General features: G+C 62.2%; 20 protein-coding genes. 10 read left to right on the top strand and 10 right to left on the bottom strand.

Going from position 1 to position 17,881, the window contains the following annotated elements; genetic code table 11:
* Window positions 1-19 precede the first annotated feature (19 nt).
* Entirely contained in the window at window positions 20-919 is a 900-nt protein-coding gene (locus ATN37_RS26235) for a LysR family transcriptional regulator (protein ID WP_064687711.1), read from the bottom strand.
* A gap of 188 nt (window positions 920-1,107) precedes the next feature.
* Here ATN37_RS26235 and ATN37_RS26230 point away from each other — a divergent pair, with 188 nt between their 5' ends.
* Together ATN37_RS26230 and ATN37_RS26225 are read left to right on the top strand one after the other, a co-directional pair.
* A complete protein-coding gene (locus ATN37_RS26230) occupies window positions 1,108-1,746 on the top strand; it encodes a hypothetical protein (RefSeq protein WP_007732640.1) in 639 nt (212 codons plus the stop codon).
* Window positions 1,743-2,519 carry an SDR family NAD(P)-dependent oxidoreductase gene (locus tag ATN37_RS26225; protein WP_218695795.1) on the top strand — a complete coding sequence of 259 codons (777 nt, stop codon included), beginning with the start codon at window positions 1,743-1,745 and terminating at the stop codon, window positions 2,517-2,519. The genes ATN37_RS26230 and ATN37_RS26225 overlap by 4 nt, the downstream gene beginning before the upstream one ends.
* A 15-nt stretch (window positions 2,520-2,534) precedes the next feature.
* Here ATN37_RS26225 and ATN37_RS26220 read toward each other — a convergent pair whose 3' ends face one another.
* Entirely contained in the window at window positions 2,535-3,296 is a 762-nt protein-coding gene (locus ATN37_RS26220; RefSeq protein WP_058037673.1) for an SDR family NAD(P)-dependent oxidoreductase, read from the bottom strand.
* A 198-nt stretch (window positions 3,297-3,494) separates the two neighbouring features.
* Between ATN37_RS26220 and ATN37_RS26215 the strand changes: the two genes are divergently transcribed.
* Window positions 3,495-4,271: an SDR family oxidoreductase gene (locus ATN37_RS26215; protein ID WP_054827063.1), complete on the top strand. Its 777-nt coding sequence runs from the start codon at window positions 3,495-3,497 to the stop codon at window positions 4,269-4,271.
* Window positions 4,272-4,381: 110 nt separating this feature from the next.
* Here ATN37_RS26215 and ATN37_RS26210 read toward each other — a convergent pair whose 3' ends face one another.
* Genes ATN37_RS26210 through ATN37_RS26185 form a run of 6 tightly spaced genes read right to left on the bottom strand, consistent with a single transcriptional unit; the run spans window position 4,382 to window position 10,046 of the window.
* Window positions 4,382-5,203 carry a MaoC/PaaZ C-terminal domain-containing protein gene (locus ATN37_RS26210; protein ID WP_218695793.1) on the bottom strand — a complete coding sequence of 274 codons (822 nt, stop codon included), beginning with the start codon at window positions 5,201-5,203 and terminating at the stop codon, window positions 4,382-4,384.
* Between the two features lie 14 nt (window positions 5,204-5,217).
* Entirely contained in the window at window positions 5,218-6,396 is a 1,179-nt protein-coding gene (locus ATN37_RS26205) for a lipid-transfer protein (protein WP_065455833.1), read from the bottom strand.
* Window positions 6,396-6,824, bottom strand: a complete 429-nt coding sequence (locus ATN37_RS26200; RefSeq protein ID WP_003940399.1) for a MaoC family dehydratase — start codon at window positions 6,822-6,824, stop codon at window positions 6,396-6,398. The genes ATN37_RS26205 and ATN37_RS26200 overlap by 1 nt, the downstream gene beginning before the upstream one ends.
* Window positions 6,821-7,936 carry an acyl-CoA dehydrogenase family protein gene (locus ATN37_RS26195; protein ID WP_030537002.1) on the bottom strand — a complete coding sequence of 372 codons (1,116 nt, stop codon included), beginning with the start codon at window positions 7,934-7,936 and terminating at the stop codon, window positions 6,821-6,823. The genes ATN37_RS26200 and ATN37_RS26195 overlap by 4 nt, the downstream gene beginning before the upstream one ends.
* Entirely contained in the window at window positions 7,936-8,883 is a 948-nt protein-coding gene (locus ATN37_RS26190) for a bifunctional MaoC family dehydratase N-terminal/OB-fold nucleic acid binding domain-containing protein (protein ID WP_054827060.1), read from the bottom strand. Before ATN37_RS26190 ends, ATN37_RS26195 begins: the two co-directional genes overlap by 1 nt.
* A complete protein-coding gene (locus tag ATN37_RS26185; RefSeq protein WP_003940442.1) occupies window positions 8,880-10,046 on the bottom strand; it encodes an acyl-CoA dehydrogenase family protein in 1,167 nt (388 codons plus the stop codon). Before ATN37_RS26185 ends, ATN37_RS26190 begins: the two co-directional genes overlap by 4 nt.
* A gap of 130 nt (window positions 10,047-10,176) precedes the next feature.
* On the opposite strand from ATN37_RS26185, the gene ATN37_RS26180 reads away from it, so the two are divergent.
* From ATN37_RS26180 to ATN37_RS26165, 4 genes are all read left to right on the top strand, one after another.
* Window positions 10,177-10,635 carry a nuclear transport factor 2 family protein gene (locus ATN37_RS26180; protein ID WP_063315782.1) on the top strand — a complete coding sequence of 153 codons (459 nt, stop codon included), beginning with the start codon at window positions 10,177-10,179 and terminating at the stop codon, window positions 10,633-10,635.
* Between the two features lie 114 nt (window positions 10,636-10,749).
* Window positions 10,750-11,607: a MetQ/NlpA family ABC transporter substrate-binding protein gene (locus ATN37_RS26175; protein ID WP_003940478.1), complete on the top strand. Its 858-nt coding sequence runs from the start codon at window positions 10,750-10,752 to the stop codon at window positions 11,605-11,607.
* A gap of 12 nt (window positions 11,608-11,619) precedes the next feature.
* Entirely contained in the window at window positions 11,620-12,621 is a 1,002-nt protein-coding gene (locus ATN37_RS26170) for a methionine ABC transporter ATP-binding protein (RefSeq protein WP_218695791.1), read from the top strand.
* A complete protein-coding gene (locus ATN37_RS26165; protein ID WP_007732650.1) occupies window positions 12,618-13,286 on the top strand; it encodes a methionine ABC transporter permease in 669 nt (222 codons plus the stop codon). The genes ATN37_RS26170 and ATN37_RS26165 overlap by 4 nt, the downstream gene beginning before the upstream one ends.
* Window positions 13,287-13,290: 4 nt before the next feature.
* Here the strand turns inward: ATN37_RS26165 and ATN37_RS26160 are convergent, their stop codons facing one another.
* Entirely contained in the window at window positions 13,291-14,511 is a 1,221-nt protein-coding gene (locus ATN37_RS26160) for a fatty acid desaturase (protein ID WP_021331991.1), read from the bottom strand.
* Window positions 14,512-14,644: 133 nt separating this feature from the next.
* On the opposite strand from ATN37_RS26160, the gene ATN37_RS26155 reads away from it, so the two are divergent.
* Window positions 14,645-15,850, top strand: a complete 1,206-nt coding sequence (locus tag ATN37_RS26155) for an enhanced intracellular survival protein Eis (RefSeq protein ID WP_374103526.1) — start codon at window positions 14,645-14,647, stop codon at window positions 15,848-15,850.
* Between the two features lie 65 nt (window positions 15,851-15,915).
* Entirely contained in the window at window positions 15,916-16,479 is a 564-nt protein-coding gene (locus tag ATN37_RS26150) for a GtrA family protein (protein WP_003939753.1), read from the top strand.
* Between the two features lie 37 nt (window positions 16,480-16,516).
* Here ATN37_RS26150 and ATN37_RS32800 read toward each other — a convergent pair whose 3' ends face one another.
* A complete protein-coding gene (locus tag ATN37_RS32800) occupies window positions 16,517-16,675 on the bottom strand; it encodes a hypothetical protein (protein WP_223304510.1) in 159 nt (52 codons plus the stop codon).
* 55 nt (window positions 16,676-16,730) lie between these two features.
* Between ATN37_RS32800 and ATN37_RS26140 the strand changes: the two genes are divergently transcribed.
* Window positions 16,731-17,852: a tyrosine-protein phosphatase gene (locus ATN37_RS26140; RefSeq protein ID WP_218695787.1), complete on the top strand. Its 1,122-nt coding sequence runs from the start codon at window positions 16,731-16,733 to the stop codon at window positions 17,850-17,852.
* Window positions 17,853-17,881: the final 29 nt, after the last annotated feature.

Here is a 17,881-nt window from a genome sequence, read left to right as displayed (position 1 = left end):
TCACATCAGGACACGGCAATCACCTGTCGGCACCGAGGGCTGAAACAGCTTTGCGTAGCTCGATCACCGCCGGACTGCTGTCGCCCTCACGGGTACACAGATCGATCGAACACTGCTCGATATCGGAAATGCGCACGAAACTGATATCCGAGCGGGTGTAGTACTCGGCAATGGTTGCTGCCGTTATCACCACCGCCCGACCGTTGGCGACAACCTCGAGCGCTTCGTCCATCGTGCGGACAGAGGGACCGTACCGGACGGGTACACCACTGGGGCGCGGGTCCACCGACCACCATTTCACCCATTCGGGTGGCGCACCGTCACTCGAAACCTGCACAGTCCCATCTATTTCAGAAATCTCGATACTCGTACGGCCCGCCAGTCGGTGTCCTCGAGGCAGGGCCACCACCCGCGGTTCGACGCCGATCCGTTCGAGCACCACACCGTCGAGCACCGGCAGTGGAGGGCGCACGAAGGCGGCATCGACGGTCGCGCTCGCCACCGCGGAAACCTGTTGGGACCAGTCCAATTGGACCAGCTCCACCTCCGCATGCAACGAATCGATCACCGCACGTCCCAAACTTCCGGCCGCCCCGTTGATGAATCCGATCCGCAACCGCCTGGCCCGCCGACGCTCGAGTGCGTCGAGCCCGTTCATCGCGCGGACGGCGAACTCGAGAGCGGGCCGTGCATCCGCGACGAACACCTCACCCGCGGCGGTGAGCACCACCGGGTGCGAACTGCGATCGATCAACTCGGTTCCCACCTGCTCCTCGAGTCGACGAATCTGCTGACTGAGAGCAGGCGCCGTGACGAACAACCGGTCTGCCGCTCGTCCGAAGTGCCCTTCCGCCACGACGACGAGCAACGAGGACACCAACCGCAGATTCAGATCTTCACCTCTTCTCGCCTTTTTCATTACCGTCCATTCGGTTGTCTTAGGCCGCCGTTCGCCAGCAAAGTGATGACCATCACGGTATCTGAACAGCGGAGTTAAGCAAACCGGCAATTGTCGAACGAAGTTCTACATGTACAGCGAATGCCACGTCAGGTCACAGTTGTCGCAGATCCGGACAGCCCGCCGAATCCGCGAAACCAGGAGATGTGATGAGCAAGTACGAGCACGAATTCGTCCACATGATGGATGGCGTCGAAAAGCAATTGGAAACCATCGACAATCCGCGGCACCAGAAGATCCTCCGAAACTACCGGCGCCACGCATTGCTCGAGGTCTCCGGTCGTTACAAGGAAATCCTCTCGCCCGACATGACCGTCGAAGAACCCGTCTACCGGTTGTTCGAAGACGGGCAGTCGATTGTTCTGGACGGCATGGACGCCGTCACCAACTTCTACCAGTCACTCGCCGAGACGGACACCCTTGTCATGTGGACCGGACAGTCCGACTTCGCGGTCTCCGACAGCGGATTCTCGGGTGAGACTCTCTTCAGTCAATTCGTACCAGGATCGATTCTGGGAGACGGGGTGTTCGGCGCGGTGCACGAATCGGGTGGATCCACCCCCGCAGCCCCCGAACAGTCGTCGGACATCGACCCCGACGGTTGGTATCTCGTGCGTCGGACCTTGGCATTTGTCTGGCCGTACGACGAGCAGGGGCGACTCATCGGTGAGCATGTCTACGAAGATTCTGCTTCGAAAGTCGTGACCAAGGTGGACCCGAGCGAGGTCATCACGGCGGCGCGCGCAGCCGAACTGCTTGCCCCACTGCTCGAAACGCACCTGCCGTGAGCGCGCCCGTAGCCATTGTCATCGGCGCAGCTGCCGGGTTGGGCGCCGCTATTGCCGAGCGCCTTGCGGAGGACTTCGGCACCCTGCTTCTCCTCGACATCGAAGAGGCCGCACTCGCCGACACCGCAGCACGCCTGGAAAGCCTTGGCGTAGCAGTCCACACGGCACGATGCGATGTTCGACGTGAAGGTGACGTCAAGAACGCCTTCGACGTGGCTGCATCGGCCGGAAGCCCGACTGCACTCGTCAACGGCGCCGGAATCGGCGTCTTCACTCCGTTCCTCGAGATCACCGAAGACCAGTGGGACAACACCTTTGCGGTGAACACCAAGGGCAGCTTCCTGATGTGCCGCGAATTCGTGAGCAGAACCGAGGGTCCGGCAGCGATCGTCAACATCGCGTCGATCGGTGCCCGCTTGGGCGGTGACATGCTCGCGCACTACGGACCGTCGAAGGCCGCCGTGATCGAGATGAGTCACAGCGTCGCCCGGATCGGTGCGACTCGAGGACTCCGTTCGAATACGGTCATGCCCGGCCTGATCCTCACCGACATGTGGCTTCGAACCATCAAGGAACTGCGTCGACGCGATCCCTCGCTCACAGATGTTTCCGATGCTGACGTCTTCGATTCTTTTGTCGCACAGATGGTTCCGATGGGTCGAGCTCAGACGCCCGGAGACATCGCCGAGATGGTCGCCTTCTTGCTCAGTGACAAGGCTCGCAACGTCACCGGCCAGACGATTGCCGTCGACGGCGGCGCCGTGATGACCTGATCGGGTCGATGGCGGTCAGCCCCAGCGCGACTGGCCGCCGTCGAGCGGGATCGTGGCACCCGTGAGGTACCCGGCGTCTTCGCTGACGAGGAAGACGACGGCACGACCGATGTCGGCCTCGGGGTCTCCGACGCGTCCCAGCGGAATACCTGCGACAAATGCCGCTGCCTCTTCGGGATTCTTGTCCATCCACCACTGCAACGCGGGAGTCTTGGCGTGCGGGGCAACATTGAGAACGCGAATGTTGTCCTTGCCCCATTCGCAGGCGGCAGCGCGGGTCAACGAGCGCATGCCTTCTTTGATGGAACCGTAAGCGCCGTAGTTACTGGCATCCCAGCGCACCGCCGCCGAGGTGACCATGTTGATGATGACGCCACCGCCACGACTGTTCATGTGGGGGTACGACGCCTGCATCATGCGCAGGGTGGCGAGCGGCCCCGTCGCGAAGGAACGCTCGAAGTCTTCGTCGAGCACGCTCAAGAGTGGGCCGGGCTTGCAGTCGTTGGCGTTGTTGACCAGGATGTCGATTCCGCCGAACAGTTCGACGGTACGGTCCACGGCGTCGGTGATGTCGTCCTTCTTGCTGACGTCGCAGACCACCGCCTCACCGCGCGCACCGATGTCAGCCAGTAGTCCGCACGTGGTGTGCAACTTGGATTCGGTGCGGCCGGCAACGGCGATCACGGCGCCCTCTTTGGCCAAGGCCAGGGCAATCCCCTGCCCGATTCCCTGACCCGCACCCGTGATGAGTGCAACTTTGCCTTCGAGCTTGCCCATGTGACTACTCCAATGTCTGTCGACGCAGAGGTCCCTTTGCGGGAGGGACCGGTCGATTCTGGTGACTGCCGCCGTTTGTCGTCTACACTCGACCTACAAAACAACCAAGCACTTGCTTGACCCTAAGGTGTTCGACCACGTCGCGTCAATCACATTGGGCGGCAATTCAGCTCGGGATCGCACCAGGAAGGCTCCACCGTGACACTGCCCAACCCCGTCGATTTCAGCGGACGCTCGGTGATCGTCACCGGCGGCACCAAAGGCATCGGCTACGTCATCGCCGAAACCTTCCTCGCCGCGGGTGCGAACGTGCTGGTCTGTGGCCGTAACGAGCCCGAAATCCTACCCACCGCCGACGGTCGTAGCGCAGCCTTTCGCGCCACGGACGTCCGCGATCCCGCCGACGCCGCAGCACTCGTCCAGGATGCCGTCGAGCGCTTCGGCCGTCTGGACGTCCTGGTCAACAACGCCGGCGGCTCCCCCGACGCCGACGCTGCGACGGTGTCACCCCGCTTCGTCGAGAAGATCGTGGCCCTGAACCTGTTGGCACCCTTCAACGTTGCCCAGGCCGCAAATGCAGTGATGCAGACTCAGGACGACGGCGGTGCCATCATCAACATCGGCAGTGTCTCGGCGATCGACCCGCAGCCCGGAACCGCGGCGTACAGCGCAGCCAAGGCAGGCCTCCTCGTTCTGACCAAGGCATTGGCCCTCGAATGGGCGCCGAAGGTCCGGATCAACCACATCACCACCGGCCTGATCCGTACCGAGGCTGCCGCCGAGGTCTACGGCGCCGACGGCGGCGCTGCGGTCACCAGGACCATTCCGATGGAGCGCATGGCCGTGCCGGCCGATATCGCCAACTCCTGCCTGTTCCTGGCGAGCCCGCTCTCCTCGTACGTGAACGGCGCCGACATCGCCGTTCACGGCGGCGGTGAGTACCCGGCTCGCTACATGGCGACCCACCAGGATTGAAACAAATACGAAGCAGCCCCTGAGCGGATTCGCTCGGGGGCTGCTTCTTCGTGTGAACAACTGCGGGGCGCGACGAGGGGTCAAGCACCCCGCAGTTGAGTCTGGAGGGACTAGCGAGCGGAGAAGCTCACTCGTGCAACGGAAATCGCTACCTGATCACCCTTGGTGACCTGGAAGGCCAGGTCGTCGGGAGTTCCCCACGCAACGATGGACGGCGCTTCACCCGGATGGATCGCCGCAGCGAATCGACCCTCGAGGCTCACGAGGTCCGCCGGATGCACTCCGGCGATCCGGGCAAGCTCGAGCGTGCTCGCGGCCAACGTGCACAGGCCGTGCATGATCGGACGCGGCTGGTTGATCCGCGCCGCAGCCTCGGGATCGATGTGGATGTGATGCTTGTCGCCCAGGAGCCGGTACATCGCCGTCTGGTTCTCCGCTGTGGTCAGCACACCGGTCAACAAAGGCTCGCCGGTCGGCTCCGCCGGACGTGAGGGTCCACGTTCTCCGCCGAATCCACCGGCACCGGGGGCAAAAAGTGACCAGGTCGCGACGAAGTATTCGCACTCCACCTTCACTTCGAACACGGCCGCTGCGCCCTTGTCCCACACCTCGCCGACCGAAGCCTTCAAGGTCACGTCACCGCTACGCGGAAGCGGAGCAAGCACTTTCAGCTCTTGCGAGCCGTGCAGTGCCGTCGAGGTGTCGAAGGCGCCCGCCGAACCCAGAGCGTCGGGAGCCCACTGCGCCAGCGTCAGAGCAAAGGTCGGCAGTACCCGAAGCTGATCCTCGAAGACGAGGTCCAGCTCGGTCGCCTTGGCGCCCACGGCAAGTGCGTACAGGATCGCGTCGCGCTCGGTGTACGACACGGTGCGGGTCCCGAGATCGGCTCCACGCCAATCGCCGGCGGTCTTCGCAGCTTCCGAAGTTGTCACTGTCTTTTCCTCTCTCAAACAGCGCCGAGAACGAGACCGCTGGTGGGTACTGCTGTTCCGGCTGTGACCAATACGTTTTCGACGCCCTCGGGCTGGTTGGTCGACGTGCCTCGCACCAGTCGCACACCTTCGGCAATTCCGTTGACACCGTGCAGGTACGCCTCGCCGACCTGACCACCGTGAGTGTTGGACGGCAGGCGCCCACCGATCTCGAGATTGCCTTCGCGGATGAAGTCCTTGGCTTCGCCTGGCTTGCAGAAGCCCAGTTCTTCGAGCTGGGGAAGCACCAACGGAGTGAAGTGGTCGTACAGGATCGCGGCGTTGATGTCGTCCGGTGTCAGGCCGCTCTGGCCGTACAGCTGACGAGCAACCAGGCCCATCTCCGGGATACCGGAGATGTCGGGCCGGTAGTAGCTGGTCATCATGTGCTGATCCTTGCTACTGCCCTGAGCGGCGCCCTTGATGACGACGGGCTTGTTGGCCAGATCCTTTGCGCGCTCGGCAGAGACGATGACCAATGCCTGGCCGCCGTCGGTTTCCTGGCAGCAGTCGAGCAGGTGCAGCGGCTCGGCGATCCAGCGCGAGTTCTGATGGTCCTCGAGCGTGATCGGACGCTCGTAGAACCAAGCGGCCGGGTTGTTGGCGGCATGCTTGCGCGCCACCACTGCAACTCGTCCGAAGTCCTCACTCGTCGCACCGTACTGGTGCATGTAGCGGCGGGCGAACATGGCGACCCACTGAGCGGGAGTCGACAATCCCTGAGGAGTCATCCACGCATACGCGGCGCGGTCCGCCGTGCTGTCCATCGGTCGATCGTGCTGCCCTAGGCCGTAGCGCACACCGGAGCGCTCGTTGAAGGCGCGGTAACAAATCACGACGTCGGCAACACCCGTCGCAACTGCCATGGCCGCCTGCTGCACGGTGGCACACGCAGCGCCGCCGCCGTAGTGAATGCGCGAGAAGAACTTGAGCTCACCGAGGCCGCAGTTGCGAGCCACGATCGCTTCGCCGTTCGTCTCCGACGTGTAGGTGGACAGACCGTCGACCTCGGACGGATCGATACCGGCGTCAGCGAGTGCCGCGACGATGGCCTCACACGCCAACTGCAGTTCGGTGCGGCCGGAGTTCTTGGAGAACTCGGTGGATCCGATGCCGACGATGGCGGCGGCTCCCGAGAGTGGGCTGATCGCCATCAGGGCCTCTCCTCTTCCTTGAAAGCGACTGCGACGGTGCCGGATGCATGGTTGCCGAGGCTGTTTGCACCCTGCACCTTGACCACGACCACTCCGTCTTCCTTGGACACGACCTCACCGGTCATCGTCATGGTGTCACCCGGGTAGTTGGGCGCCCCGAGACGAATGGCGATGCGGCGCAGGGTCGATGCAGATCCGGCCCAGTCCGTGACGTATCGACCGACAAGACCGTTGCTCGTGAGGATGTTCATGAAGACATCCTTCGAGCCACGCTCCTGGGCCAGGCTCGGATCGTGGTGCACGTCCTGAAAATCGCGAGTGGCGATTGCCGTGGCGACGATCAACGTGCGGGTCAGCGGGATCGCCAACTCGGGCAATGCCTCTCCGACAACGACGTCTGCGTAACTGCGACCGGCAAGTACGGTCATGCGAGCACCTCCACACCGGATGCGAGCTGCGCACCCAGACGCGCTAGATCGGAGCTGGAACCACCGAGGGTGGCAGCAATCTGCTTGCCCCACAACAGGTGACGGTGAACCGGGTAGTCGGTGTCGACGCCCATGCCGCCGTGAACATGCGTGGTGCGATGCACGACGCGCTGTCCGCCGTCGGTAGCCCACCACTTGGCGACCAGTACCGAGGTGCCGAGATCCAGTCCCTCGGAGATGCGCCAGGCGGCCTGCCACAGTGTCACGCGCATCGCTTCGAGATCGATGTAGCAGTCAGCGAGTTGATGATTGACGGCCTGGAAGGTCGCCAGCGGACGGCCGAACTGCTTGCGGCCGTTCAGGTACGTGACGGCCTGCGCGACTGCACCCGAGCCGACGCCCCATTGGATTGCGGCCAATGCCAGCTGAACGCGGTCGATCAGCCACGGAACCGTGGTGCCGTCAGCCGCACCGATCAGCTGCGCGGGGGCACCGGCAAAGGTGACGTTGGCACAGATCTCCCAACTGGTGGACTGCGTCTGTTCGAGCGTCACTCCCTCGGCACTCAGGTCGACCAGCAGCAGTGCCGTACCAGTGGAAGCGGTTGCCGAAACGAGAGCAAGGTTCGCGACGTGAGTCATCGGCACTACTGCCTTCTCACCCGTCAGAGTCCAGTTGCCGTCGGCGTCCTGCTCAGCCGTGGTCAGTGGGTCGCCGCCAGTGTACGGACCGAACTCTTCGAGACCGACGGTCAGGAATCGACTGCCGTCGGCAACTCCCGGAAGGAGTTCGGCGCGAAGGGAATCAGAGCCGAATTCGTTGACAGCCAATGCTGCAAGGGTCGTTTCCCAGATCGGCACGGCCGCAACGTGACGTCCCTGCTGTTCGAGCAGTGCGTACAGCTCGGACAAGCCGAGGCCACCGCCGCCGAACTCCTCCGGCAGGGCGATACCGAGCAGGCCGGTGCTCGCGAGTTCGCGCCACAGTTCACGGTCGACGCGCTCAGCGGAGAGTTCGATCTCCTTGGTGCGCTCGATCGTTGCCTTGCTGGTGAAGACCTCGTCGGCCAGTGCGCGAATTGCTTCCTGCTCTTCGCTGAAATTGAAGTCCATCAGTGCTCCTCGCGTACGGCCGGCCGGAACGCGGGAAGCGTCAGATCCGGGTCGGCGTCGATCCAGTCAAGTTCCACGGGCATGTCGACCACGACATCTTCGGGCGCGATACCCACCATGTTGGCGATCAATCGGGTTCCCTCTTCGAGTTCGATTACCGCAACGATGAGCGGGTAGTCGAACGCGTCGATCTTGGGGTGGTGATTGACCACGAAGCTGTACACCGTGCCACGACCCGACGCGTTGATCGTGTCCCACTCGAGTGACCGGCACTCCCCGCACATCGGGCCGGTGGGATGACGCAGCGTCTTGCAGGACGTGCAGCGCTGGATCACCAGACGGTGCTCCTTGGCTGCTTCGAACCAGAAAGCGTTGTCCGCGTTGAGAGCCGGACGCGGACGCAGTGCACGAGGAGCTTCGGGCGCAGCAGATTCCTGAGGTTTGAACCGCAGCGTCCGCCACCGCTGGGTGCCGACAACCTGATCGTCACCGTTGCGGTAGGTCTTGAGCGTCGTGACGAAGTGTCCGACACCGAGGCCGGTCTTCTTCTCCGGCGAAATCGACTCGATGACCTCGGTGTAGTTAACGCGATCGCCTGGGCGCAGTTCGGCGAAGAACTCCTGATCGGAATCGGTGGCCACGACAGAGCTGTAGCCGGCTGCGTCGAGGGTGGCGATCAGATCGGTCCACACCTGCGACGGGTCGTTGCCCGCCATCTTGTCGGTAAAGGTCCGCATGATCCAGACCTGGAGCATCTGAGCGGGAGCGACGACGCCGTCGCGTCCGGTGGCGCGGGCGGCGTCGTCGTCGAGGTAGACGGGGTTGGTATCGCCCATGGTCTCGGCCCAATGCCGGATCATGGGGATGTTGACCTCGTCGGGTCCCCAGGTGGTGGGAACAAGCGTCTGGCCGACAAAAGCGTCGAGTTGCGCCGAAATGTCGCTCACTTGACCCTCTTTTCGCGAACGAGTCCCAAGCCGATGGTGCCGACCATGTCCCGCAGAACTTCGTTGACGCCGCCGCCGAAGGTGTTCACGACACCCTGACGCGAGATCTGCTCGATCTGACCGGCAAGCAGAGCGCCCGGAGACTCGGGGCGGATGCGACCGGCGGAGCCGAGAATTCCGAGCAGGGTGCGGTAGACGTCGACGTGAGTCTCGGTCCCGTACGTCTTGGTGGCACCGGCGTCGGCTCCGGAGAGCGTGTCCTGTGCGACGGCTGCCGTCATCTTCCAATTCAGCAGTCGCATGGCCTCGAGCTTGGCGTGTGTGCGAGCGAAGTCCTGTTGCACCCACGGGATGTCGATGGCGCCGTTTTCCTTGGCCCAGTCCAGGACCAGGTTCCACAGACCGTACGTGCGACCACCGATGGCCGCCAGGCCGATTCGCTCGTGGTTGAGCTGAGCCGTGATGAGCTGCCAGCCGCCGTTGACCTCGCCCACAACGTCCTTCGACGGAACTCGAATGCCGGAGTAGTACGTGGACGTCACCATCAAACCGCCGACGGTGTTGATCGGTGACCACTCGAAGCCTGCATCCTCGGTGGGGACGATCAGGATCGAGATTCCCTTGTGCTTGGGGGCATCCGCGTCGGTGCGGCAGGCCAGCCACACGTAGTCGGCAGTGTTGGCGCCACTGGTGAAGATCTTGTTGCCGTCGACGATCCACTCGTCACCGTCGAGAACCGCACGAGTCTTGAGTGACGCAAGGTCGGTGCCGGCCTCGGGCTCGGTGTACCCGATTGCGAAGACGATGTCGCCGGCCAGGATGCCGGGCAGGAAACGTTCCTTCTGTTCTTCGGTGCCGTACTTCATCAACGTCGGTCCGACGGTATTGACCGTCACGAAGGGAAACGGCAGACCTGCGCGCTGAACCTCGTCGAAGAACACGAACTGCTCTTCGATGGAGCGTCCCTGTCCACCGAATTCCTTGGGCCAGCCGATACCGAGCCAACCGTCCTTGCCCAGCAACTTCACGATCTCGCGGAAGTACTCGCCACCCACACCTTGCTCGCCGGCCGCGCGACGCTTCTCTTCCGGCAGCAGCGCCGCGAAGTACGCGCGCAACTCCTTGCGGAGCTCCTGCTGCTCGGGCGATTCCCTCAGATCCATCGCTGTTTCTCCTATGGCATTCATGGCTGGCAACTCTTGGCCTGGACGCTAACCAGATGCCCAGGTGGGCGCTGTGAGTGTCTCGATGAGCGGGAAGCCGAAACATGAGCGGCGTCACATAGGGTGAGATATGCGCATGGACTCCTCGGATCGCGTCGCTCTCACCGACTTGGCCGCCAGGTATGCACAGGCCGTCGACCGTCGAAACACCACCGCACTTGCGGCTCTCTTCACTGACGACGTGGCATTCGTCTTGCCGCCGGCATTGAACGGAACGGATGCGCCGACGGAGATACGTGGGAACACCGTCGTCAGTAGTTCGGTGGTCGATGCCGTCTCACATCTGCACTCGACCCGGCACATCGTCGAGCAGCAGATCCTCGACCTCGACGGCCCCACCACCGCACACGGTGAGGCTTACTGCTCCGCTCACCACATCTATCCGCGGGGCGAGGGCCACCGGGACAACCGGATCGAGATCCGTTACCAGGACAGCTTCCAAAAGGTCGACGGCACCTGGCTGTTCTCGCGTCGCGAACTGGTAGTCGATTTTGCCGAGGACGTTCCGGTCATCCTGCTCGGACAATAGGTACATGAAAAAATCGCGGTGATTCTGTATCTCCTCACGGGAGGTTTACCGGGCTAGCGTTCAGCAACTGTCACGCCATCTCGGCGTGCGTTCGGCTATGTCTTGGAGATTCACATGTCACGCTCGCGCACCAGAAGATTCCTCGCTGCCTTCGCAGTGGCCGCCGTCGCAGTCGGAACCGTAGCCGCGTGCTCGAGCGACAACTCCTCCGACGAGAACGCACCTCTTCGCATCGTCGCTTCTTCGGTTCCGCACGCCGAGATCCTGAAGTTCGTCGAAGAAAAGGGCCTGCTCGGTGACACCAAGATCGAGGTCAGCGAGATCACCGGCGATCTCGACGCCAACGAGGTGCTCGAAGCCGGAGACACCGACGCCAACTTCTTCCAGCACGTGCCGTACCAGGAATCGTGGTCGAAGGAAAAGGGTGTCGACGACCTGGTCGCCGTGGCGAAGGTCCACGTCGAGCCCCTCGGTGCATATTCCAAGAAGGTCACCAACGTGGCCGACCTGCGCCAGGGCGCAACGGTCGCTTTGTCCAACAACGTGACGAACTTCGCCCGTGGGCTGTACCTGCTGCAGCAGGCCGGATTGATCAAGCTCGATCAGCAGTTGGGCGCCCCCGGCACCGACATCACGCAGATCAGCGAGAAGAACATCATCGACAACCCCAAGGGACTCACGTTCACCCAGGTCGATCCCCCGCAGCTGCCGCGCACGCTCGACGACGGAAATGTCGATCTCGCAATCATCAACGGCAACTACGCAATCGAAGGTGGCCTCAACCCGGCCAAGGACGCCCTGGTGCTCGAGAAGGCCGAGGGCAACCCGTACGCCAATGTCCTGACCGTACGCACCTCGCTCGAAAACGATGCGCGAGTACAGAAGTTGGCCGAGGCATTGACGTCCGCCGACGTCGCGACGTTCATCGAGCAGACCTACCAGGGCTCGGTCATTCCGGCCAGCGCTACCTGATCGAGACCCGTCATGGTCTTCTCGATCGAATCGGTCTCCAAGGAATACCGCAGCGGCACACAAGTTCTGCATGCACTCGATTCCGTATCCCTGAAAATCGAAGACGGCGAAATCTTCGGCATCATCGGCAAAAGCGGCGCCGGCAAGTCGACTTTGCTGCGCTGCCTCAACCTGCTCGAACGCCCGACCAGTGGCCGGATTCTGTTGGGCGACACCGATCTGACCGCGTTGAGCCCAGCGCAACTGCGCGACACACGCAAGCGGATCGGTGTCGTGTTCCAGCATTTCAACCTGCTGCATTCCCGTTCGGTCGCCGCCAACATCGCCTTCCCTCTCGAAGTGGCGGGATACTCGCGGGCAGATCGACGTGCCCGCGTCGACGAGCTGATCGAGTTGGTGGGCTTGGAAGACCGACGTGACGCCTTCCCCTCGCAACTGTCCGGCGGCCAGAAACAACGCGTCGGCATCGCGAGAGCCTTGGCGGCTTCACCCGACGTCCTCCTGTGCGACGAGGCCACGAGCGCCCTCGACTCGGACACAACCGATTCGATCCTCGACCTGCTCGCCGATCTCAATCGACGACTCGGTGTGACCATTGTTCTGATCACCCACGAGCTCAACGTGGTTCGACGGATCTGCCATCGCGCTGCGCTGATCGATCAGGGCCGCATCGTCGACGAGGGAACGCTCACCGAACTGGTCGCAGACCCGGACTCACCCCTCGGAGAGGCGCTACTGCCGACCGGAACGGTACGAACGTCCACGACCGGAATTCCGGCGCTCCTCACCTTTGTCGATTCACTGTCCACCTCACCCGTGATTTCCCAACTCTCACGAGATCTCGACGTCGACGTCACCGTGATCTCCGGCGGTATCGAGGACATCGGATCCCATCAGGTCGGTCGCCTTCGCGTGGAGTTCGCCTCGCACACGGGACTCATCAGCAACGAAGAGACAAGAAAGTCTGTCGAAGAACATCTTTCGCAGCGCGGAGTGAAGGTGACGTTCTCATGAACAAGACGTCCTGGCAGGATTCCCTGGGCGAAGCATGGGAAGCCCTACTCGACACGCTCTACATGGTCGGTGTCTCGTTCGTGCTCACCGTGATCATCGGTATCGCTCTCGGTGTTCTGTTGCACGCGAGCGCGCCCGACGGAATCCGTCCCAACCGCGTCCTCAATTCGGTTCTGGGCACCGTGGTGAACATCGGCCGTTCGCTGCCGTTCGTCATCTTGTTGGTGCTCCTCATCCCGGCAACGAGGGCGATCGTCGGAACAGCGCTCGGCGCCACGGCAGCGATCGTCCCGCTGACCATCGGTTCGGTGCCCTTCTTTGCGCGCGTCGTCGAGAACGCCTTGCGTGAAGTCGATTCCGGACGCGTCGAGGCAGCGCGGTCCATGGGCGCCACCGACAAAGACATCATCACCAAGGTGCTACTGCCCGAATCCGTTCCGGGATTGGTAGCAGGAGCAACCCTGACGGCGGTGATGCTGATCGGCTTCTCGGCCATGGCAGGTGCCATCGGCGCCGGTGGACTCGGCGACTTCGCAATCAAGTACGGCTACCAACGATTCAACACACCGGTGCTGTTCGTCGCAGTCGTGATCTTGATCGTGCTGGTGCAGGCAATCCAGTCGACCGGCGATCTCGTGGTTCGTTCAATGGCGCACAAGCGGTAACTGATCAGCTCGAGACCATCGCGATCGCTGTTCGCAGTCCGCGCCGCTTACCCGTCTGCGGATCGACGCCGAACACTTCCTTGATTCCGCCTCGGATGCGGAACTTCAACTCCGAGTGCGTCTCCGGAGCGTCGTCCTGGGAAGCCGAGAGAAACCTGTTGGGCAGCGACAACTTCCAGATGGTGCGCAGAGTCAATCCGTACTGCTTCCACAGCGGCCCGGTCGTGTACGGGAGGTCGTACTTGTCACACAGGTCGCGCAACGGCACCGCGATTTCCGAGTACCGATTGCTCGGCAGATCCGGGAAGCAGTGATGCTCGATCTGGTAGCAGAGGTTGCCGCTCATGAAGGCCATGACGGGACCGGCATGAAAGTTGGCAGAGCCCAGCATCTGTCGTAGGTACCACTGAGCGCGCGATTCGTTCTCGAATTCCTCGAGCGTGAACTTCTCGGCACCGTCGGGAAAGTGCCCGCAGAAGATGACGGCGTAACTCCAGTAGTTTCGGATGAGGTTCGCAACGACGTTCGCCGTCAACGTGGTCTTCCACGCGGGGCCGGTCAGGGCGGGGAACAGGATGTAATCCTTCGCCACCTGACGCGCGATCTTCTTACCGACGTCCTTGGCCATGTCCGATTTCTCGGACCACTTCACCTCACCCTTGCGGAGTTTGTCCGTTTCGAGGTGATGCAGTGCCACTCCCCACTCGAAGAGGGTCGCGAGCACGAAATTCGTGATCGGTTGAAAGAGATAGTCGGCGTGCCACTTTTGATCGCGCGTGACGCGCATGATTCCGTAGCCCACGTCGTTGTCCAGTCCGACGATGTTGGTGAACTTGTGATGGGTGAAGTTGTGCGAGTGCTTCCATCCCGAGGACGGGCAGGTGTTGTCCCACTCCCAGTTGCTCGAGTGAATCTCGGGATCGTTCATCCAGTCCCACTGGCCGTGGATGATGTTGTGGCCGAGTTCCATGTTCTCGATGATCTTGCCGACCCCCAGGAGCGCAGTCCCCAGAATCCAGGCAGGCTTCTTCTTGCTGGCGAACAAGACGATGCGGCCGGCCACCATCAGAGAGCGCTGAAACGCGATCGTCCGCTGGATGTATCGAGCGTCGTGCGCGCCGCGCTTCTCCTCGATGTCGAGCCGAATGGCATCCAGCTCGCGCCCGAGTGCCTCGACGTCTTCCTCGGTGAGATGGGCATATTCCTTGATGTCGGTGATCGCCACAGTGTTTCTCCGTATCGGTTTTCTCCGTGCCGCAGGACTGGTCCGTCGGGCGGTACCCCTGGGAGCCGGTGCGGAAACGTCAGCCCCGATATTCATGTGCGTCTTCGTGCAATCTATGCCAGAGTCGATACACGTGAGCCCCGAAAACAAGATCACCATCCGCACCGCGACCGAGAGTGACTGGCCGGCTCTCCAACTACTCGACTCGGTGGGGTTCGGTTTTCACCCGTCTCCCGCGGTCAGCGAACTGACGAAGGCGCTCTACAAGCCCGAGGACATCATCCTTGCCGTCGACGGTGACCTACCCGTCGGCGTGGCCATCGAAATCGACATGGAATTCACCGTGCCCGGCGGACGCCAACTCCCCACGCGTGGAATCACCTGGGTATCCGTCGCCCCGACTCACCGTCGTCGTGGCGTCCTACGCTCGATGTTCACTGCGCTTCATGCCCACATCGAGTCGACCGGAGCACCGCTTGCCGCCCTGACGGCCAGCGAGGCCGGCATCTACAACCGCTTCGGATACGGCCCGGCCACCTTCAGCGAAGGCATCACCCTCGATCGCCGCTTCGCACGATTCCGCCCCGAGGTGCCCAACAATGGTGGCGTGTCCATCGTCGACATCAAAGCTGCCTCGACGCTTCTTCCCGAGATCTACGACCGCTGGCGGCTGCAGACACCCGGCGCTCAGGTCCGTCCGCAACCGCTCTGGGACCATATGTTCGCCGACCCGTCCGAGGATCGTGACGGCGCCTCCGGACTGTTCTTTCTGACACACGCGGACGGATACATCGCTTACCGGCACACGAGCGAGGGCCGCGACAGCATCGCCCGGATCGACGAGTTCGTGACGATCACCGAAGATGCGCACGCGGCGCTGTGGCGCACGATCTGCGGCCTCGACCTCGTCACCCGGATCGAGACACGCCAGCATCCTGCCGATCCACTCCGGCTGATGCTCACGGACTACCGCCTTGCCCGGACGACGACGCGCTCCGATCGACTGTGGCTGCGCATCATGGACGTTCCCGCGGCTCTCGAGGCTCGTGAATATGCTGCTGACCTGGACACAGTCATCAAGGTCGAAGATCCGTTCCTGAAGGCCGGCGGAACCTTCGCACTTCAGGTCAAGGGCGGCAAGGCCACCTGTACGGCCACTGACGCGGTGCCTGCGATCACGATGCCCTCTGATGTCCTGAGCAGCTTGTACTTGGGCGAGCACCAGGCCAAGACCTTCGCGGCGGCGCACCGACTCCACGCGTCCGATCCGCAGGAGATCCTGAATTTCGACTTCGCTTTCAACGCGCAGAAGCCCGCAATTCTCGGGTACGGATTCTGATGATCTTGCCGACACGGGCATCGACGATTTGTGCCCTCGGTCGTATTCAGGGTTAGCCTCGAACAATGGCGTTTGTCGAAAAGATGGTCAATAGGCTTCCTGAGCGGGTTCTCGTGCGCGTCCTGCCGCACGCAGAAATGCTCAAGTTCCTGGTGGTCGGCGGCATCGCCTTCATCGTCACCACGGTGCTGTTCTTCGGCATCAAGTGGACGGTTCTGCCTCAGCACCCGGTGACGGCCAACATCCTTGCGGTCCTGATCGCGACGGTTCTGTCCTACGTCCTCAACCGCGAATGGTCGTTTGCTCAGCGCGGTGGTCGACAGCGCCATCACGAGGCCGCTCTGTTCTTCATCGTCGCGGGTATCGGTTTGGCCATCAACCAGGTACCACTCTGGACCTCCAGGTACGTGTTCCATCTGCGTCAACCCGAGGTGTCGGTGTTGATGGAAAACTTCGCGGACTTCATCAGCGGATCGATCATCGGGACCCTGCTGGCGACGGCCTTCCGCTGGTGGGCCATGCGTCGGTACGTCTTCCCCGAAGAAGCCACAGACAGCCAGGTCGTTCTCGACATCGAAGCGACTCCCGGCACCAAGACGCCGACAACCGACGCCACCGCCCTCGACTGACTTCCCGGATCGACGCACCCGATCGCTCGCGCTTCGATCAGAGTTCGTCGATTGCGATCAACCCGTCCTGCAGCGCCCGCGCAAGCAGTGCCATCTTTGTCGGCGCGATGCTCCTGAACGGGCTGGCCCATCCCTGATCATCATCGGCGACAAGCACTCCAGCCTGCAGTTTTCCCGCTCTGCACAACACGGTCACGACACAGTGATCACTGGTGCGTAGCCTCCGATTTCCAATTGGATTCGGAGGACCCATGGCTACTTGCAAAACTCGAGTTCTTGCGCTGTCGGCGGCAGGACTCATGCTCGTACTCGGCGCATGCAGCAAGGCCGAGTCGGCGAAAACGCCGACCGACCTCGACGTGACATCAGCGTCCGCCGGACACTACTCACTGGTCTGGGAACACGGCGGCTCGGAAAAGGTGCGTGTATTCGCCGCCACCGACCCGAAAAACCCAGCCGCAGAAGGAAAGGAAATTGGCACGGTCGACGGCTTCTCCACTGAGGTCGACGGCCTCGACCCACTGTCACGCTGGTACTTCGAGGTCATAGACGAGGACGGCACTTCCACCATCGCGTCAACCCGCCACGTGACGCTGCAGGGCGCAGCCAACGTGCGTGATGTCGGCGGATACGAGACAGCCGACGGCCGATCAGTCAAGTGGGGCCTGGTTTTTCGTGGCGACCGCTTGAGCGATCTGACTGCTGACGATCAACAAACGATCGAGAACGCAGGCATCCGGACCGTTGTCGATTTCCGAGGTGACAGCGAGATCGCCAAGGACGGAGCAGACAAGGTTCCCGCGAACGTGAAAGTGGTCAACACGGCAGTCCTGGATGCCGGCACTCAGGCTCTTGCCACAGCGATTACGAGTGCCCTGAAATCTGGTGACCCTGCAATCGTGGAGCAGGTGCTCGGGGGCGGTGAAGCCGTCCGGATCAGCGACACCGGCGCCGTCGACCAACTGTCCAAGCCTGACGGAATGGCTGGGTATTCCCAAGCCCTACGGACCATCGCCGATTCCGAGTCCGCAGTCGCGTACCACTGCACGGCAGGCAAAGACCGCACTGGACTGATGACAGCTCTACTTCTCGGCATTCTGGGTGTTCCTGACAAGACCATCGTCGACGACTTCGTCCTGTCGAACACCTACAACAAAGCCAAGAACGAACAGACCTACACGTTTCTGTCTTCGAAAGGAATCGATGTCGATCTGTTGAAACCGTTGATGGAGCAGCGTCCCAGCCAGATTCAGCCAGTACTCGACAAGATTCGCGACCAGTTCGGTGGGTGGGAGAAGTTTTCGCAGGACGTGCTGAAACTTGACGCCGACACGATCACAAAGCTCCGGAGCAAATTGCTGACCAAGCAATAACTGATCGACGTTCCGACAGCAATGACCGG

Source organism: Rhodococcus sp. MH15 (assembly GCF_019266045.1).
In the GTDB taxonomy this organism is placed as follows: Bacteria; Actinomycetota; Actinomycetes; order Mycobacteriales; family Mycobacteriaceae; genus Rhodococcus_F; species Rhodococcus_F qingshengii.
Note: the sequence above shows the minus strand (reverse complement) of the source record. Positions and strands in the feature narration are given on the sequence as shown.